The organism is Paenibacillus lautus (genome assembly GCF_050482385.1).
GTDB lineage: Bacteria > Bacillota > Bacilli > Paenibacillales > Paenibacillaceae > Paenibacillus_AQ > Paenibacillus_AQ lautus_B.
The window spans coordinates 24,789-39,171 of the sequence record NZ_JBCNHV010000006.1 but is presented as its reverse complement, the minus strand read 5'-3'; the positions used below and the strand labels follow the sequence as shown (position 1 = coordinate 39,171).

Genomic DNA, 14,383 nt, shown 5'->3' with positions numbered 1-14,383 from the left:
TTTCAATTCCTTTATGATCAGGTCTATTCCAGTTTCCAGTTCTTTAGTTATATTGTAGCAACTTCTATTGACCAAAACAAAGCAAGATATGTTGAATAATCCTTCAATTTCGCAATAAACGTGAAGAATTCCAACTGATGATGCCGTAACATAGTAGGTAAATCTACAGAAACGGGTGGTGTTATCATGAGACCTTTTATGGATGAACATTTTTTGCTCAACAACGAGACTGCGCGTACCTTATACCACGATTATGCAAAAAACATGCCAATCATCGACTACCACTGTCATCTGAGTCCGAAAATGATCTATGACAATCACCGGTTTGAGAACTTGACCGAAGCGTGGATTAACGGCGACCACTATAAATGGCGGGCAATGCGAGCCGCTGGAGTGAAAGAGGCATACATCACGGGCGGCCCGGGTGTGAGCGATTATGACCGCTTCTTGGCTTGGACGCGCACCGTTCCGATGACGATCGGCAATCCGTTATTCCATTGGTCTCATCTGGAGCTGCAAAGACTGTTTGGCATTAAGGATATCATTAATGAACAGAATGCTCCGCAGATATGGGAGGCGGCAAACAAGCGGCTGCAGGAACATGATTTGACAACCAGGGGATTGATCGTTTCAAGCCGTGTGAAAGTGGTCTGTACGACAGATGATCCGACGGATAACCTGGAATATCATATCAAGCTGGCGGAAGAAGGCGATGCCGGATTTCAGATGCTCCCCTCATTCCGTCCGGATAAGGGACTGGAGATTAACCGGAAGACGTTCCTTCCTTGGGTGAAATTGTTGGCGGACCGAAGCCGGATGGAGATTACGGATTATTCGGTATTCCTGAAGGTTCTTGAGCAGCGGGCTGAGTTTTTCCATTCGGTTGGCGGCCGGGTATCCGATCATGCGCTGGATTACGTGCCTTATCAAGAGGTTACGGAGGCGGAAGCAGCTGACATATTCCTGAAAGCGCTTAAAGGGGAGCGGATTTCCCGTCAGGAGGAGGAACAATTCAAAACGTATACGCTGCTTTATCTGGGCCAGGTCTACGCAAAACTCGGCTGGGTCATGCAATTTCATATGAATGCCCAGCGCAACAATAACACCCGGATGTTCCGAGAATTAGGCCCGGATACCGGTTATGATTCGATTCACGATAGTCCAATCGCGGTACCGCTCGTGAAGCTGATGGATCGGCTTGATCAAGAGCAGGCACTTCCGAGAACGATTCTTTATTCGCTTAACCCAAGCGATAATGATATTCTCGCAGCACTGATCGGCAGTTTTCAAGGTGACGGCATTCCAGGTAAAATCCAGTTCGGATCCGCGTGGTGGTTCAACGATACCAAGGACGGTATGGTCGACCAGATGAGCAAACTCGGCAATATGGGGCTGTTAAGCCGATTTGTCGGCATGCTGACCGACTCCAGAAGTTTCTTATCTTATACCCGTCATGAGTATTTCCGGCGGATTTTGTGCAATCTCCTCGGAGAGTGGGTTACACGGGGAGAAGCGCCGGAAGATCTCCCATGGCTCGGGGGAATCGTACAGGATATTTGTTACAACAACGCCGAGAGTTACTTCCGATTTGGCCGGATGGAAGGGAGATAGATCATGGAAGCAAAGACAGACCGTGACCGAGCGCTGAAGTGGATAGGACGGGATTTTTTACAATTACAACAGCAGAACCACTTGGAAATGTTGAACTACCCCGTTAAGGTGCTTCAAATCGGCGAGGGCAACTTTCTTAGGGGGTTCTTCGATTGGATGATCTATGAATGTAACCGGCAGGGGCTGTTTCAAGGGAGCGTTGCCGTCAGTCAGCCAAGACCCGGAGGACGACGCAAGCTGGAGCAGCTTCGAGAGCAGGAAGGGATTTACGGTTTGCTGACCCGAGGTCTGCAGGATGGACGGAAGATTGAAGAAGAACGGTTTATCCCGGTGTTCTCAAAGATCATAGATCCTTATGCGGAGTGGGAGCATTTCTTGAGCGTAGCCGAGCTGGATTCCCTGGAGATCGTAGTCTCCAATACAACGGAAGCTGGTCTCGATTATCAGCGCAGTGACTGGAATCCATCGGAACCGCCGATGTCGTTCCCCGCAAAGCTGACTCTGCTTTTATATCGGCGTTATGAGCGTTATGAAGGCTCGCCGGATAAGGGCCTGTTGATCCTCCCCTGCGAGCTGCTGGAACGAAACGGGGACATCTTACGATCGATTGTGCTGCGGCATGCAGAGGATTGGGAGCTATCGTCGGCTTTTCGGAACTGGGTCAAGGAATGCAACCTGTTTCTGAACTCGCTTGTGGACCGAATCGTAACCGGTTATCCGGAAGAGGCTGAGCGCTATTTTGACAAATGGGGTTATGAAGACCGATTGTTGAACACGGCGGAGCCCTATTATTTCTGGGCTATTGAGGGCGACCCGTCATTGGAGTCCAGGCTGCCCCTGCAGTCAGCGGGTCTGCAGGTAAGGTGGGTACCCGATCTGACCCCGTACCAGGTGAGAAAAGTAAGAATCTTGAATGGAACGCATACCCTTATGGCTTCCATCGGCTTGCTTCACGGATTCACTGAAGTGAAAGAGATCGCAGAAAGCACGGAATGGGGGGAAGAGATTCGCAGCGCAATGCTGCAAGAGATCGTCCCCTTGGTGCCTCTCCCGCGGGAAGAGGTCACGGCATATGCCGAAACCGTATGGGAGCGATTCCGCAATCCCTTTCTTCGGCACAAGCTCCAGGATATTGCTATGAACAGTTTCTCCAAGTTCAAGGTGAGGCTGTTGCCAAGCTTAAAGGAATATGTCAGTTCGCACAACACGCTCCCAAGCCTTATGACTCGGGGATTGGCCTCCTTGATCCGTCTGTACCATGCCAAACCGATCGAGGGGCAGTGGTACGGAATGCGTCTTGATGGTGAAGAGGTGCTGTTAAGAGATGATCCGGACAGCCTGATGACCTTTTACCAAGCGTGGCAAAAGGTAGAAGACGGGGAATGGAGTATACGTCAGCTTGTGGCATCCATTTTTGGCAATCAGACTTTATGGGGCGAGGATTTGAACCGGATATCCAATCTTCATGAAGTTGTAAGCAGTTATATCGAAGAAATGGAGCTGATCGAGACATGAAGGACATCGTCATACTTCACAACAAGGATGATGTCGGTATCGCGCTTCGTCCTTTGTCGGCAGGAGAACATGCCCTCGGGTTTCTGAACGGGAAGGAGCATGCGATCGAGGTAACCGAGAACGTGCCAAAAGGTCACAAGGTGGCTCTTCGATTGATTGAGCCAGGCAGCCATGTTTTAAAATTCGGCTATTCGATCGGACTGGCGAAGGAAGTCATTTTGCCGGGGCGATGGATCCATACTCACAATTTGAAAACCGGACTTTCCAGTGAAGTGGAGTACCAGTATAAACCTAGTGCAAAAGCAGCACCTGAAGATTCGCCGACTGTTATGTTGGAATCTTCAACGTTCCAGGGGTATGTGAGACCGAACGGTGAGGTTGGGATCCGCAACGAAATCTGGATCATCAACACCGTTGGCTGCATTAATAAAACCTGCGAGCTGCTCGCGCGGTTGGCTGGTCAGCAGTTTCAAGGGAGAGGCATTGATGGGGTTTATCATTTCCCGCATCCCTACGGCTGCTCGCAGCTTGGAGATGATCTGGGCCATACCCAGCGCCTGCTCTCGTCCCTGGCCCAGCATGGCAATGCAGCAGGCGTGCTTATTGTCGGGCTCGGCTGCGAGAACAATCAGATCGATCAGATGCAGGCCATCATTGGGGAGCAGGACGGAAAACGGATCAAATATATGCGTGCCCAAGACATGGAGGATGAATTGGAGGAAGGGTTGTCCCTCATCTCGGAGCTCGTGCAATATGCCGAGACTTTCAAACGAACGGAAGTTCCTCTCTCCAAGCTGAAGGTCGGACTGAAATGCGGGGGCTCGGACGGTCTGTCGGGCATTACAGCCAATCCGCTAGCAGGCCGCATTGCGGATACCATTACCGCTTATGATGGCACAGCTCTGCTGACGGAGGTGCCGGAGATGTTCGGAGCGGAAACGATCCTGATGGACCGGGCAGCCGACGAACAGGTGTTTAAGGATATTACGGTGCTGATTAACAATTTTAAGCAATACTTCATCTCGCACGGACAGGAAATCTATGAAAATCCTTCCCCTGGAAATAAAGACGGCGGCATCACAACCCTGGAGGAGAAATCGCTGGGTTGCACTCAAAAAGGGGGAAATGCCACCGTTTCCGATGTACTCCGTTACGGCGTGAGATCAACGAAGCCGGGGTTAAACCTGATCGAAGCGCCAGGCAATGATCTCGTATCGGTTACGGCCTTGGCTGCAGCGGGCGCCCATCTCGTGCTGTTCACGACGGGCAGGGGGACGCCGTTTGGCGGTCCGGTCCCCACCGTCAAAATCTCGACCAATTCCGAACTGGCCGCTCGCAAAAAGCATTGGATTGATTTTAATGCAGGAGCTTTGCTGGAAGGGAAAAACATGGATGAGCTTCATCAGGAACTCATGGATCGTATAATCCAACTAGCTTCTGGCGTTGAACAGACGAGAAATGAACGCAATGGCTTCCGGGAAATATCCATTTTTAAGGATGGCGTCATTTTATAGCGTGAGTTGTTGGAACGATGTTTAGAAAAAGAGGAGGAGCACATATGTCCAATCCTATTCAGCAGCAAGGACCGTTAACCTTATCCCCCTTAGAACTCGGCACCAAGGCTTGCGAATCGATCATGGAAACGTATTCGCCGGAGCAGCTGCCGCCCGTAGGGAGGTGGCATTACCATCAGGGTGTATTTCTGGTTGGCATGTCTCAATTGTGGAAATTTAGCGGTGAGTCAAAGTTTTTGGATTATGTAAAGGGTTATGTCGATCAACTGGTGGACGCTAACGGCAATCTGCTGCTGGAGCGGGGGGAGCTGGATTCCGTTCAAGCGGGCCAACTTCTGATGGAACTGGATGCTGTATGTCCCGAACATCGGTACAGGGCTGCCGCGGATAAACTGCTCCGTCTGATATCTACGCTGAATCGGACCACGGAGGGAGGATACTGGCATAAGGATCGGTACCCTTACCAGATGTGGCTGGACGGCTTGTATATGGGCGGCGTGTTCACGATGAAATATGCGCAGCAGTATAATGAACCGCGTTTATTTGACGAGGTGCTGTTCCAGGAGAGGTTGATGCGCTCCCATACCAAGGATCAGACAACCGGGTTATTTTATCATGCGTGGGACGAGAGCAGAACAATGCCTTGGGCTAATCCGGTTAGCGGGCAATCCCCGGAATTTTGGGGACGCGCCTTAGGCTGGTATGCGCTGTCGCTCGTGGAGTTCCTTGATTTACTGCCTGAGGATCATCCGGCGAGGGAAGAACTGGCTGTCGAGCTCCGGGAATTAAGTGAGGCGCTGGTGCGTTATCAGGATCCGCTTACAGGGTTGTGGTATCAGGTAATAGATAAAGGGGGCCGGGAGGACAATTGGCTGGAAACCTCTTGCTCCAGTCTCTTCATTTATACTTTGGCCAAGGGGGTTCGACTCGGTTATCTGGATTCATCCTTGATCTCCCATGCAAGACATGGATATGACGGTTTGGCTCAATCCGTATATATAGATGGTCAGGGGCGCCTGGTTATGCCCAAAATCTGCATAGGTACAGGTGTCGGCGATTATAAGCACTATGTGGAAAGGCAGCAATGCGAGAATGATCTCCATGGGGTTGGAGCGTTGATCATGGCGTGCGTAGAGCTAGGCAGGACATAATGGATAGATCCGTGGATGATCGTTAAATCGATTCCGAACATCAAAGAGCTGTTCCTTTGAGGAACAGCTCTCTTTGTGCTGCGCTTATGTGCTGTCTTCGGTCTCTCGTCGAACAGGTGCATAGGAAACTGGCAGGCTTGTCATAATAACGGTAGCGAGGCTTGTTAAACCACAAGAGAAAGGTAGAGCGCAGCATGAAAAACTCAAGAATCTGGATTCCGATAAGCATTGCGATTCTGTTGTCTGCCGTTGTCTTCGCTCAGGGAGGCCTGAAAACAGATCATTCGAATCTTCAGGAAGCTTTGCCAACCTTTAGCCAGCAGACCATCCAATTTGGTTCTACTGGTGAAGATGTGTATGAGCTGCAAGGCCGTCTGAAATACCTGGGCTTTTATCATGGGAAAATCGACAGCGTATTTGGCTCCAAAACCCAAGGATCCGTTAAATGGTTCCAATCGGAATTTGGCATGAAGGTGGACGGTATCGTAGGTCCGAAGGTCAAGCTTAAACTGTATAATGCAACCAAGGATTTCCGTCCGACCGCTCCGAAGCTTCATGAAGGTGGGGGCGGAGCAGCGGCCGGTGCTGGCGGCGGTACATCCAACCAGGAAGGCGGCAATAACAACTTAGCCTCTTCGAATACAATGGGACTTTCAGACAACGATTTAAGGATCATGGCGAATGCCGTTTATGGCGAAGCGCGCGGAGAACCGTTCGAAGGCCAGGTTGCCGTAGCGGCGGTTATTCTCAATCGGGTGAAATCTCCAAGCTTCCCTAACTCGCCGCATGGGGTAATATTTGAGCCGAGAGCTTTTACCGCGGTAGCCGACGGTCAAATATGGCTTGAACCGAACGAGCAGGCGAAGAAAGCAGTACAGCAGGCGCTAAATGGCTGGGATCCGACAGGGGGATGTCTGTATTACTTTAATCCGAAAACAGCGACCTCGCCATGGATATGGACCCGCCCTCAAGTCAAAACCATCGGTCAACATATCTTCTGTATGTAAGTCGCAAAACAACAGCAACCGGGGCCTGTCTTCGGTTGCTTCTTCACTTTGCAATGGGTTAGAATGAAAGTTATCTATGAAGTAAATTATGGCAACGACAATCCATGATGTAAGGGGATATGGACCTTGACGAAAACGGAATTTGAACACGGTACGGTCGGAGGAATACGAATTCACGTGTTGCCGACCAACCGATTCAAGACATTTGCGATATCGCTTTACGCCGGAAGTCCGTTAGCAGAAGAAACCGTGACCTCGACCGCGCTTACGCCTTTTGTGCTGCGCAGAGGAACCGTTTCCTACCCTGAAACGCGAGCTTTCCGAGAACAGCTGGAGCGGATGTACGGCGCCGGATTTGGATTTGACGTGTATAAGCGCGGCGATTATCAGATCGTGCACTTTCGCATGGATACGATCAATGACTCTTTTGTTAAAAGTCCGGAGAGCCTGCTGCGCTCTTCATTTGCTTTTTTGGGCGAGGCTTTCACCCAGCCTGTGCTAGAGAATGGCGCATTCCGCAAATCTTATGTACAGACCGAGCGTGACACGGTCCGCAAGAAGCTGGAGTCCATTGTCAATGATAAGATTCGTTACGCCGCAGAGCGCTGCATCGAGGTCATGTGCAAGAACGAACCGTATCGATTACATCCGTTAGGAGAACGGAAGGATCTTGACGGTATTACGCCGGAAGGCTTGTATGAGTCTTATCAGAATTGGCTTAATGAATCTGTTCTGGATCTGTATGTGGTTGGCGATACGAGTTTGGATGAGGTGAAGAAGCTCGTAGAGGAGCATTTTAAACTGAACCGAACCAGAAGTAAGGATTATGTTCCTTCCTCCACACGAACGGTCGCGAGCGAGACGCAGACGGTTGTGGAGAAGCTGGACATTAATCAAGGCAAGCTTAACATGGGTCTGAGAAGCACGATTACTTACGGAGATGATGAGTATGCCGCCGCGCTCATGTATAACGGGATTTTGGGAAGTTACCCGCATTCAAAGCTGTTCGTTAACGTAAGGGAGAAGGAAAGTCTGGCGTATTACGCGTCGTCCCGATATGACGGCCATAAAGGGATTGCTACCATTCAGTCCGGCATCGAAGTTCAAAACTTTGAGAAAGCCGTCCAAATTATTCGCCAGCAGCTTGATGACATGGCCAAGGGTGCCATTACGGATATCGAAATGACCCAAACGAAAGCGATGATTCGCAACGTAGTTAAGGAAATGCAGGATTCGGCCTTTGAGATGATTGCCTATGACTTCAATCGAACGCTGTCGGGCCGGGAACGTACGCCGGATGAGCTGCTGCAGCAGGTGGAAGGCATTACAGTGGATGATGTGAAGCAGGCGGCTGCGGCATTTTCGCTGGATACGATCTATTTCCTGAAAGGTCAAAAGGAGGAATAGCCGGTGGAGAGCATTCATTATGACAACCTGCAGGAAACGCTGTATTACGAAGTGATGGACAACGGGCTGCACGTGTACGTGCTGCCTAAACCCGGCTTCCAGAAAACGTATGCGACCTTCGCAACCAAATACGGTTCGGTGGATAACCATTTCAAGGTCGAAGGCGAGTCCGAAACTCGCGTACCCGATGGCATTGCGCATTTTCTCGAGCATAAAATGTTTGAGGAGCCGGAAGGCGACATTTTTGCCAAGTTTGCCTCGAACGGTGCCTCGGCGAATGCCTTTACAAGCTTTGACCAGACCGTGTATCTCTTCTCTGCCACGGAGAACATCCATGAAAATTTGGAGACACTGATCAATTTCGTGCAAAACCCTTATTTTACGGATCAAAACGTGGAGAAGGAAAAAGGGATTATCGGGCAGGAAATCAACATGTACCAGGACAATCCGGATTGGCGCGTATACTTCGGTCTTATCGAAGCGATGTATAAGGTGCATCCGGTGCATATTGATATTGCCGGTACGGTTGAATCCATCGGGACGATTACGAAGGAAGATCTGTATACGTGCTACAACGCGTTTTATCACCCGAGCAACATGCTGCTGTTCGTGGTGGGTGGGGTAGATCCTGTAGAAACGATGAACCTGATCCGTTCGAATCAAGCCGCGAAATCGTATGAGAAGCAAGGCTCCATTGAGCGTTTATTCGATCCGGAGCCGCAGGGAGTTGAAGAGAAGCGGAGAGAGAGCCGCCTGGCTGTATCGTTGCCGAAATGCCTGTTCGGATTCAAGGAGAAGCAGGTCGGCTTAACGGCCGAGGAGCAGCTTCGACGCGATTTGACAACGAAGCTGATGATGGATCTCCTGTTCGGATCCAGTACTGAACTGTATCAGCAGCTATATGACGAAGATTTGATTTCCGACAGCTTCGGCCATGAGTATAACAGTTCACCCCAGTATGCGTTCTCTGCGGTTGGCGGGGATACGAAGGATCCGGATCAACTGCTGGAGCGCATACGCACTGAGGTGGATAAGCTAAAGGCAACCGGTTTTCAGGTCTCCGACTTTGAACGTGCCCGCAAAAAGAAAATGGGCGGATACTTGCGTATGCTCAATTCCCCGGAAAACATTGCTCATGAATTCACTCGCTATCAATTCCGCGGGGTGGATTTCTTCCAGGTTCTTTCGGTTTATGAATCCATTACCATTGATGATGTAAACCGCCGCCTGCAGGAACATGTCGATTGGGATCAATTGGCCGTATCGATCGTTGTGAGTCCGTAATGAAGCAAGACATGGGAAGAGAACTAAAACCGATCGGGGAAATGACGGTGCTGATCACCGGTGCGAGCAGAGGCATTGGTGCGGCTGTTGCCGAGCGCTTTGCCTCGGTACGCATGAATGTGGTTATTCACTACATGAATTCGCATGAAGCGGCCAATGAAGTTGCCCGTCGCTGTATGGCCTATGGAGCTAAGGTATTAACCGTATCTGCGGACCTTCGCGACAAAGAGCAGATATTGCGCATGAAAGAGAAGCTGCAAAGTCATGATATGGAGCCCGATATCCTGGTAAACAACGCCGGGGTATCCCATTATGGGCTTCTGTCCGACGTGACGGAAGAGGAGTGGGACACTTTGATGTCCATTAACCTGAGAGGGATGTTTCTGTGTTCCCAGGCGTTTATGGGGCGTATGATCTCCCAGCGGTTTGGCAGGATTATCAATGTGTCCTCGATCTGGGGTTTATCGGGTGCCTCCTGCGAGGTATTGTATTCAACAAGCAAGGGCGGCGTTAACGCCTTTACGAAGGCCCTTGCGAAGGAGCTTGCCCCATCAGGCGTGACGGTGAACGCCGTTGCACCCGGCGCGGTGGATACGTCCATGCTGGGGCATCTGGAATCGGATGAGATCCGCATGCTGGAGGATGAAATTCCGGTCGGCAGATTGGCGCAGCCGGATGAGATTTCATCACTGGTGTATTTTCTGGCGCTTCCCGAGTCGGGATACATTACCGGGCAAGTGATCAGCCCAAATGGCGGCTGGGTGACCTGATCGTCGTTCGTGGTGCAATTCACCACTCATAAGGTATTGGTTACGGGGACATATTACTATTGTTACTTTAAATCTGAATTGCCACCACGCAAAAGGAGGATTTAACTCATGTCATCCGTAATCAAAAACTTTGATTCCTGGAAGAAATTCCTGGGCGATCGAGTCGTTCAAGCCGAGAAAGCGGGTATGAGTGAAGACACCATTTCTCAGCTGGCTTATGAGATCGGAGATTTCCTCGATGAGAAGGTTGATCCGCAAAACTCATCCAACCGGGCTCTGAAAGAATTGTGGGATGTAGGTAACGAGGAAGAACGCCACGTTATCGCGCGTCTGATGGTGAAACTGGCCAAGAACAACGCATAACCCTCTTTCAAAAAGCCCCCCGCCAACGGGGGCTTTTTGTCAAGAAAAAAGAATGTAATTTTCATGTCATCGTTAATACTTGCCTTTCATTTTTATTTTATATATCATTAACGTGACCCATTTTTCATTTGACCTGTTTTCGCGTGCAATTTTCGCTGGAATTTGTCGAATATTGATGGAAAAGAAGTGCAAAGAGGTGTCTTTGTGGAATCGAATCAATGGTACATGGAATACAAGATACATAAGAACCGGCCTGGTTTGCTCGGTGATATTGCATCTGTGCTCGGTATGCTTGAAGTGAATATCCTGACAATTAACGGCGTTGAAGGCCAAACTCGCGGAATGCTGCTGGAAACGGATGATGAAGAAAAAATTATCCTGATGGGCAAAATGTTAAACAAAATGAAAAATATTACGGTAACAGCCTTGAGACCCCCGAAACTGGTGGATATTTTGGCTGTCCGACATGGACGATATATTGACCGGGACTCGGATGATCGTAAAACGTTTCGTTTTACGCGTGATGAGCTCGGTTTACTTGTTGATTTTTTGGGTGAATTGTTCAAAAGGGAAGGTAATCAGGTCATCGGTCTTCGCGGAATGCCCCGCGTCGGCAAAACCGAGTCCATTATCGCCGGCAGTGTCTGTGCGATGAAGCGCTGGACGTTTGTCTCCTCTACGCTGCTCCGCCAAACCATTCGCAGTCAACTCTCTGAGGACGAGATGAATTCGAACAACATTTTTATCATTGACGGAATTGTCAGCACGATCCGATCGAATGAGCGCCACTATCAGCTCCTGCAAGATATTATGGGGATGGAGAGCACGAAGGTGATCGAGCATCCGGATATTTTTGTTCGCGAATCCGAATATTCCTATGATGATTTCGACATTATAATCGAATTGCGAAACAATCCGGAAGAGGAAATCGTTTATGATACGTTCACGGGCTCTTATAGTGACGATTTATAATATTTTTATTGATTTTGACCACGAAATTCTAAAGTAGGAGGTGATGGCATGTCCGAACTGGGACAGCAATTGAGGGAGGCGCGTCTACAAAAAGGGATGAGCCTTGATGATGTGCAGGAAATGACAAAAATACGCAAGCGATACTTAGAAGCCATCGAGGCAGGGGATTACAAAGTACTTCCCGGCAGTTTTTACGTGCGGGCATTCATCAAAACCTATGCGGAAGCGGTGGGGATTGACCCGGACGAACTGCTTGAAGGCCATAAACAAGATGTACCTAAATCCGAACCGGAAGCGACCATGGAGCCGGTTATTCAAAAACGTGCCACCAGACCTTCAGCCGAACGGAACATGAAATGGCTGCCTACTCTGCTGATGTGGACATTCCCAATTCTGATCGTTGTTGTCATTTATTTGGTGGCAATTAATTCGAATGAGCCTAAGGATGAACCTCAGGTAAGCAATAATGACCAGACGCAGACGGATCAAGCGCAAAAGCCGGAAGATTCTGGCAATACGGATCCCGCCACGCCAGGTGACGGAGCGCAGGGCGGCGATAACACCACGGACGGGACAGGTAACGAAGGCACAGACGGTGAAGGAACAGACGCGACGGACGGAACAGATGGCACGGACATCGATGAACCAGGGAATACAACGCCTGGAGCAACTACGGTGACGCAGGACCGGACGGAAGGCAAGAACACCGTATTTAAGGTATCAGGCTCGTCTGTGAAGGTTGAAATTGTGGCAACGAGCGACGGAAAGAGCTGGGTAGAAGTGTATCGTGGTTACAATACCTCCGGGGAGAAGCTGGCTTTCCAAATGCTTGAGAATGGTGCTGCACTCAGCTTTGACCTGGATAGCCAGGGACTCTACGTGAAATCGGGGAATTCCGCTGCAACCACCATTACGGTTGGCGGCCAGCCCGTAACAGATGGAAAATCAACGTCGCGTATCCTGCTGGAGCCGGCGGATGGTTCCACAGGGACTACGGACACCAGTACTACTGACTCTACAGGCACCACGGATGTAGAATAATTGTCTCACCTCCAGGCCATCATAACAGCATGCAGCTGCATGCTGTTATTTCGCTTCATGGAAGAGGTGTTGCTTTCGTGACGGTCAACTGGATTATATTCGGATTAGGCGTCATCGTCAGCCTCTTGGGCTATTATTTGATTCCAAGTGACTGGGGATATGGCATATTAGGTTTTGGACTGGCACATATTTTGCTTGGTATATTGAGCATGTTCCGCCGTCCGGTGCGTGATGAGAAAGCTAGCAGTTGAAGGAGCAGACTTCGTTTTCGCCTGTTGTTGGCGATAAGCGGAGTCTTTTTCGTTCCTGATCCACCCGCTGATCCCTTATAGGATTAGACTTGTCTCTATGTTTTACCTATAATAGAAGCATTATCGTTAATGAAAGGAAGGATTCACCATGGCTTCAGAAAATTCATTTGATATCGTATCCAAAATGGATATGCAGGAACTTAGCAATGCGGTTAATCAGGCGGAGCGGGAGATTGAGAACCGTTTTGACTTCAAAGGCAGCAAGAGCAGCTTGAAGCTGGACAAGGACGCACTGGTCATTGCATCCGATGACGAGTATAAACTCAACGCCGTTATTGATATTTTGCAAACCAAGTTGGTGAAACGGGGCTTGTCGCTAAAAAATGTGGAGTACGGCAAGATCGAGCCCGCTTCCATGGGGACCGTTCGCCAGCGTTTGACCTTAAAGCAAGGAATCGATCAGGAAAATTCGAAAAAGATCAATATATTGATCCGTGATTCCAAGCTGAAGGTCAAGAGTCAGATTCAAGGTGACCAAATTCGGGTAACCGGCAAAAACAAGGATGATCTTCAACAGATCATGCAGCTGCTTCGTAAAGCGGATCTTTCTCTGGACCTGCAGTTCACCAATTTTAAATAAACGCCGCCACAGGCTCACGTAGGATTGGATGGACAGGTTGTTTCTTTTGACAGGGCGTGAGCGGAAATATTATACTAAAAAACGATATATAAGGATTAACGTATACATAGATCACTGGGGGATGAATATGACAGACAGCGCTTCACGCTTCAAACCCTTTAGGCTCTTGGGAAGAGCGACCCTATTGAACTACAGATGGATCACAGTCGCGGGGTCTGCGGAAATTTCAAGACAACCCGCTGCAAGGGAGGTTGCCCCATGAATTTACCCAATCGTATCACGTTGGCCCGCATTTGCTTGATCCCTGTCATGATGATTTTTCTGCTGGTGGATTTTGATTTTTATCCGGCTCCTATTGTATGGAATGATTTTGTCCTGCCCTATAACCAATTGATTGCGGCTTTGATATTCATAATTGCTGCAAGCACGGATGGGATTGACGGGTATTTGGCCCGGAAAAACAATATGGTGACAAACCTGGGTAAACTTATGGATCCGCTCGCGGACAAACTGCTGGTCGCAGCCATCCTCATATCGCTTGTGGAGATGGGGAAATGTGAATCATGGATCGCTGTTGTCATTATCAGCAGAGAATTCGCGGTTACTGGCTTGAGACAAATTGCGCTCCTGGAAGGTTCCGTCGTTGCAGCAGGTCAATCAGGAAAAATCAAGACGGTGATTCAGATTGTGGCGATTGTCGCGCTTCTGATCAATAATTTCCCGTTTGTATTCTTGGGAATTCCGTTTGATGTCATTGCAATCTGGGCTGCCGCGATCATTACGATCTATTCGGGAATCGAATATTTTGTCCAGAACAGGCATCTTCTCAAAGGTACCGGGGCATAACGGCAATAGGA

The 14,383-nt window shown here is 49.4% G+C and carries 14 protein-coding genes; all 14 read left to right on the top strand.

Annotation, left to right across the window (positions count from 1 at the left end; genetic code table 11):
* Positions 1–186: 186 nt before the first annotated feature.
* The 14 genes from uxaC (at position 187) to pgsA (ending at position 14,372) form a co-directional block, all read left to right on the top strand.
* On the top strand, positions 187–1,611 hold the full coding sequence (gene uxaC / locus ABEW73_RS09805; protein WP_430164764.1) for a glucuronate isomerase: 1,425 nt from the start codon (positions 187–189) through the stop codon (positions 1,609–1,611).
* Between the two features lie 3 nt (positions 1,612–1,614).
* Positions 1,615–3,126: a tagaturonate reductase gene (locus tag ABEW73_RS09800; protein WP_430164761.1), complete on the top strand. Its 1,512-nt coding sequence runs from the start codon at positions 1,615–1,617 to the stop codon at positions 3,124–3,126.
* Positions 3,123–4,640, top strand: a complete 1,518-nt coding sequence (locus tag ABEW73_RS09795; protein ID WP_430164758.1) for a UxaA family hydrolase — start codon at positions 3,123–3,125, stop codon at positions 4,638–4,640. The genes ABEW73_RS09800 and ABEW73_RS09795 overlap by 4 nt, the downstream gene beginning before the upstream one ends.
* Before the next feature lie 44 nt (positions 4,641–4,684).
* A complete protein-coding gene (locus ABEW73_RS09790) occupies positions 4,685–5,791 on the top strand; it encodes a glycoside hydrolase family 88/105 protein (protein WP_430164755.1) in 1,107 nt (368 codons plus the stop codon).
* 194 nt (positions 5,792–5,985) lie between these two features.
* On the top strand, positions 5,986–6,798 hold the full coding sequence (sleB, locus tag ABEW73_RS09785) for a spore cortex-lytic enzyme (protein ID WP_430164752.1): 813 nt from the start codon (positions 5,986–5,988) through the stop codon (positions 6,796–6,798).
* Positions 6,799–6,924: 126 nt separating this feature from the next.
* Complete coding sequence (gene yfmF / locus ABEW73_RS09780; RefSeq protein WP_430164749.1) at positions 6,925–8,205, top strand: EF-P 5-aminopentanol modification-associated protein YfmF; 1,281 nt, start codon at positions 6,925–6,927, stop codon at positions 8,203–8,205.
* 3 nt (positions 8,206–8,208) lie between these two features.
* Positions 8,209–9,489, top strand: coding sequence for an EF-P 5-aminopentanol modification-associated protein YfmH (yfmH, locus tag ABEW73_RS09775; protein ID WP_430164747.1), 1,281 nt, complete (start codon positions 8,209–8,211; stop codon positions 9,487–9,489).
* Positions 9,489–10,259, top strand: coding sequence for an elongation factor P 5-aminopentanone reductase (gene ymfI, locus ABEW73_RS09770; RefSeq protein ID WP_071220144.1), 771 nt, complete (start codon positions 9,489–9,491; stop codon positions 10,257–10,259). Before yfmH ends, ymfI begins: the two co-directional genes overlap by 1 nt.
* Before the next feature lie 108 nt (positions 10,260–10,367).
* Entirely contained in the window at positions 10,368–10,622 is a 255-nt protein-coding gene (locus tag ABEW73_RS09765; RefSeq protein ID WP_076324934.1) for a DUF3243 domain-containing protein, read from the top strand.
* 204 nt (positions 10,623–10,826) lie between these two features.
* Entirely contained in the window at positions 10,827–11,594 is a 768-nt protein-coding gene (locus ABEW73_RS09760) for a DUF3388 domain-containing protein (RefSeq protein ID WP_326094768.1), read from the top strand.
* A 48-nt stretch (positions 11,595–11,642) separates the two neighbouring features.
* On the top strand, positions 11,643–12,635 hold the full coding sequence (locus ABEW73_RS09755; protein WP_430164744.1) for a RodZ domain-containing protein: 993 nt from the start codon (positions 11,643–11,645) through the stop codon (positions 12,633–12,635).
* A gap of 77 nt (positions 12,636–12,712) precedes the next feature.
* Positions 12,713–12,886 (top strand): hypothetical protein, encoded by a 174-nt coding sequence (locus ABEW73_RS09750; RefSeq protein ID WP_430164741.1) that lies wholly within the window; start codon positions 12,713–12,715, stop codon positions 12,884–12,886.
* A gap of 148 nt (positions 12,887–13,034) precedes the next feature.
* The gene (locus ABEW73_RS09745; RefSeq protein WP_430164739.1) at positions 13,035–13,526 is read left to right on the top strand and encodes a YajQ family cyclic di-GMP-binding protein; all 492 of its coding nucleotides are present in this window, start codon (positions 13,035–13,037) and stop codon (positions 13,524–13,526) included.
* A gap of 258 nt (positions 13,527–13,784) precedes the next feature.
* Complete coding sequence (gene pgsA, locus ABEW73_RS09740) at positions 13,785–14,372, top strand: CDP-diacylglycerol--glycerol-3-phosphate 3-phosphatidyltransferase (RefSeq protein WP_430164736.1); 588 nt, start codon at positions 13,785–13,787, stop codon at positions 14,370–14,372.
* Positions 14,373–14,383: the final 11 nt, after the last annotated feature.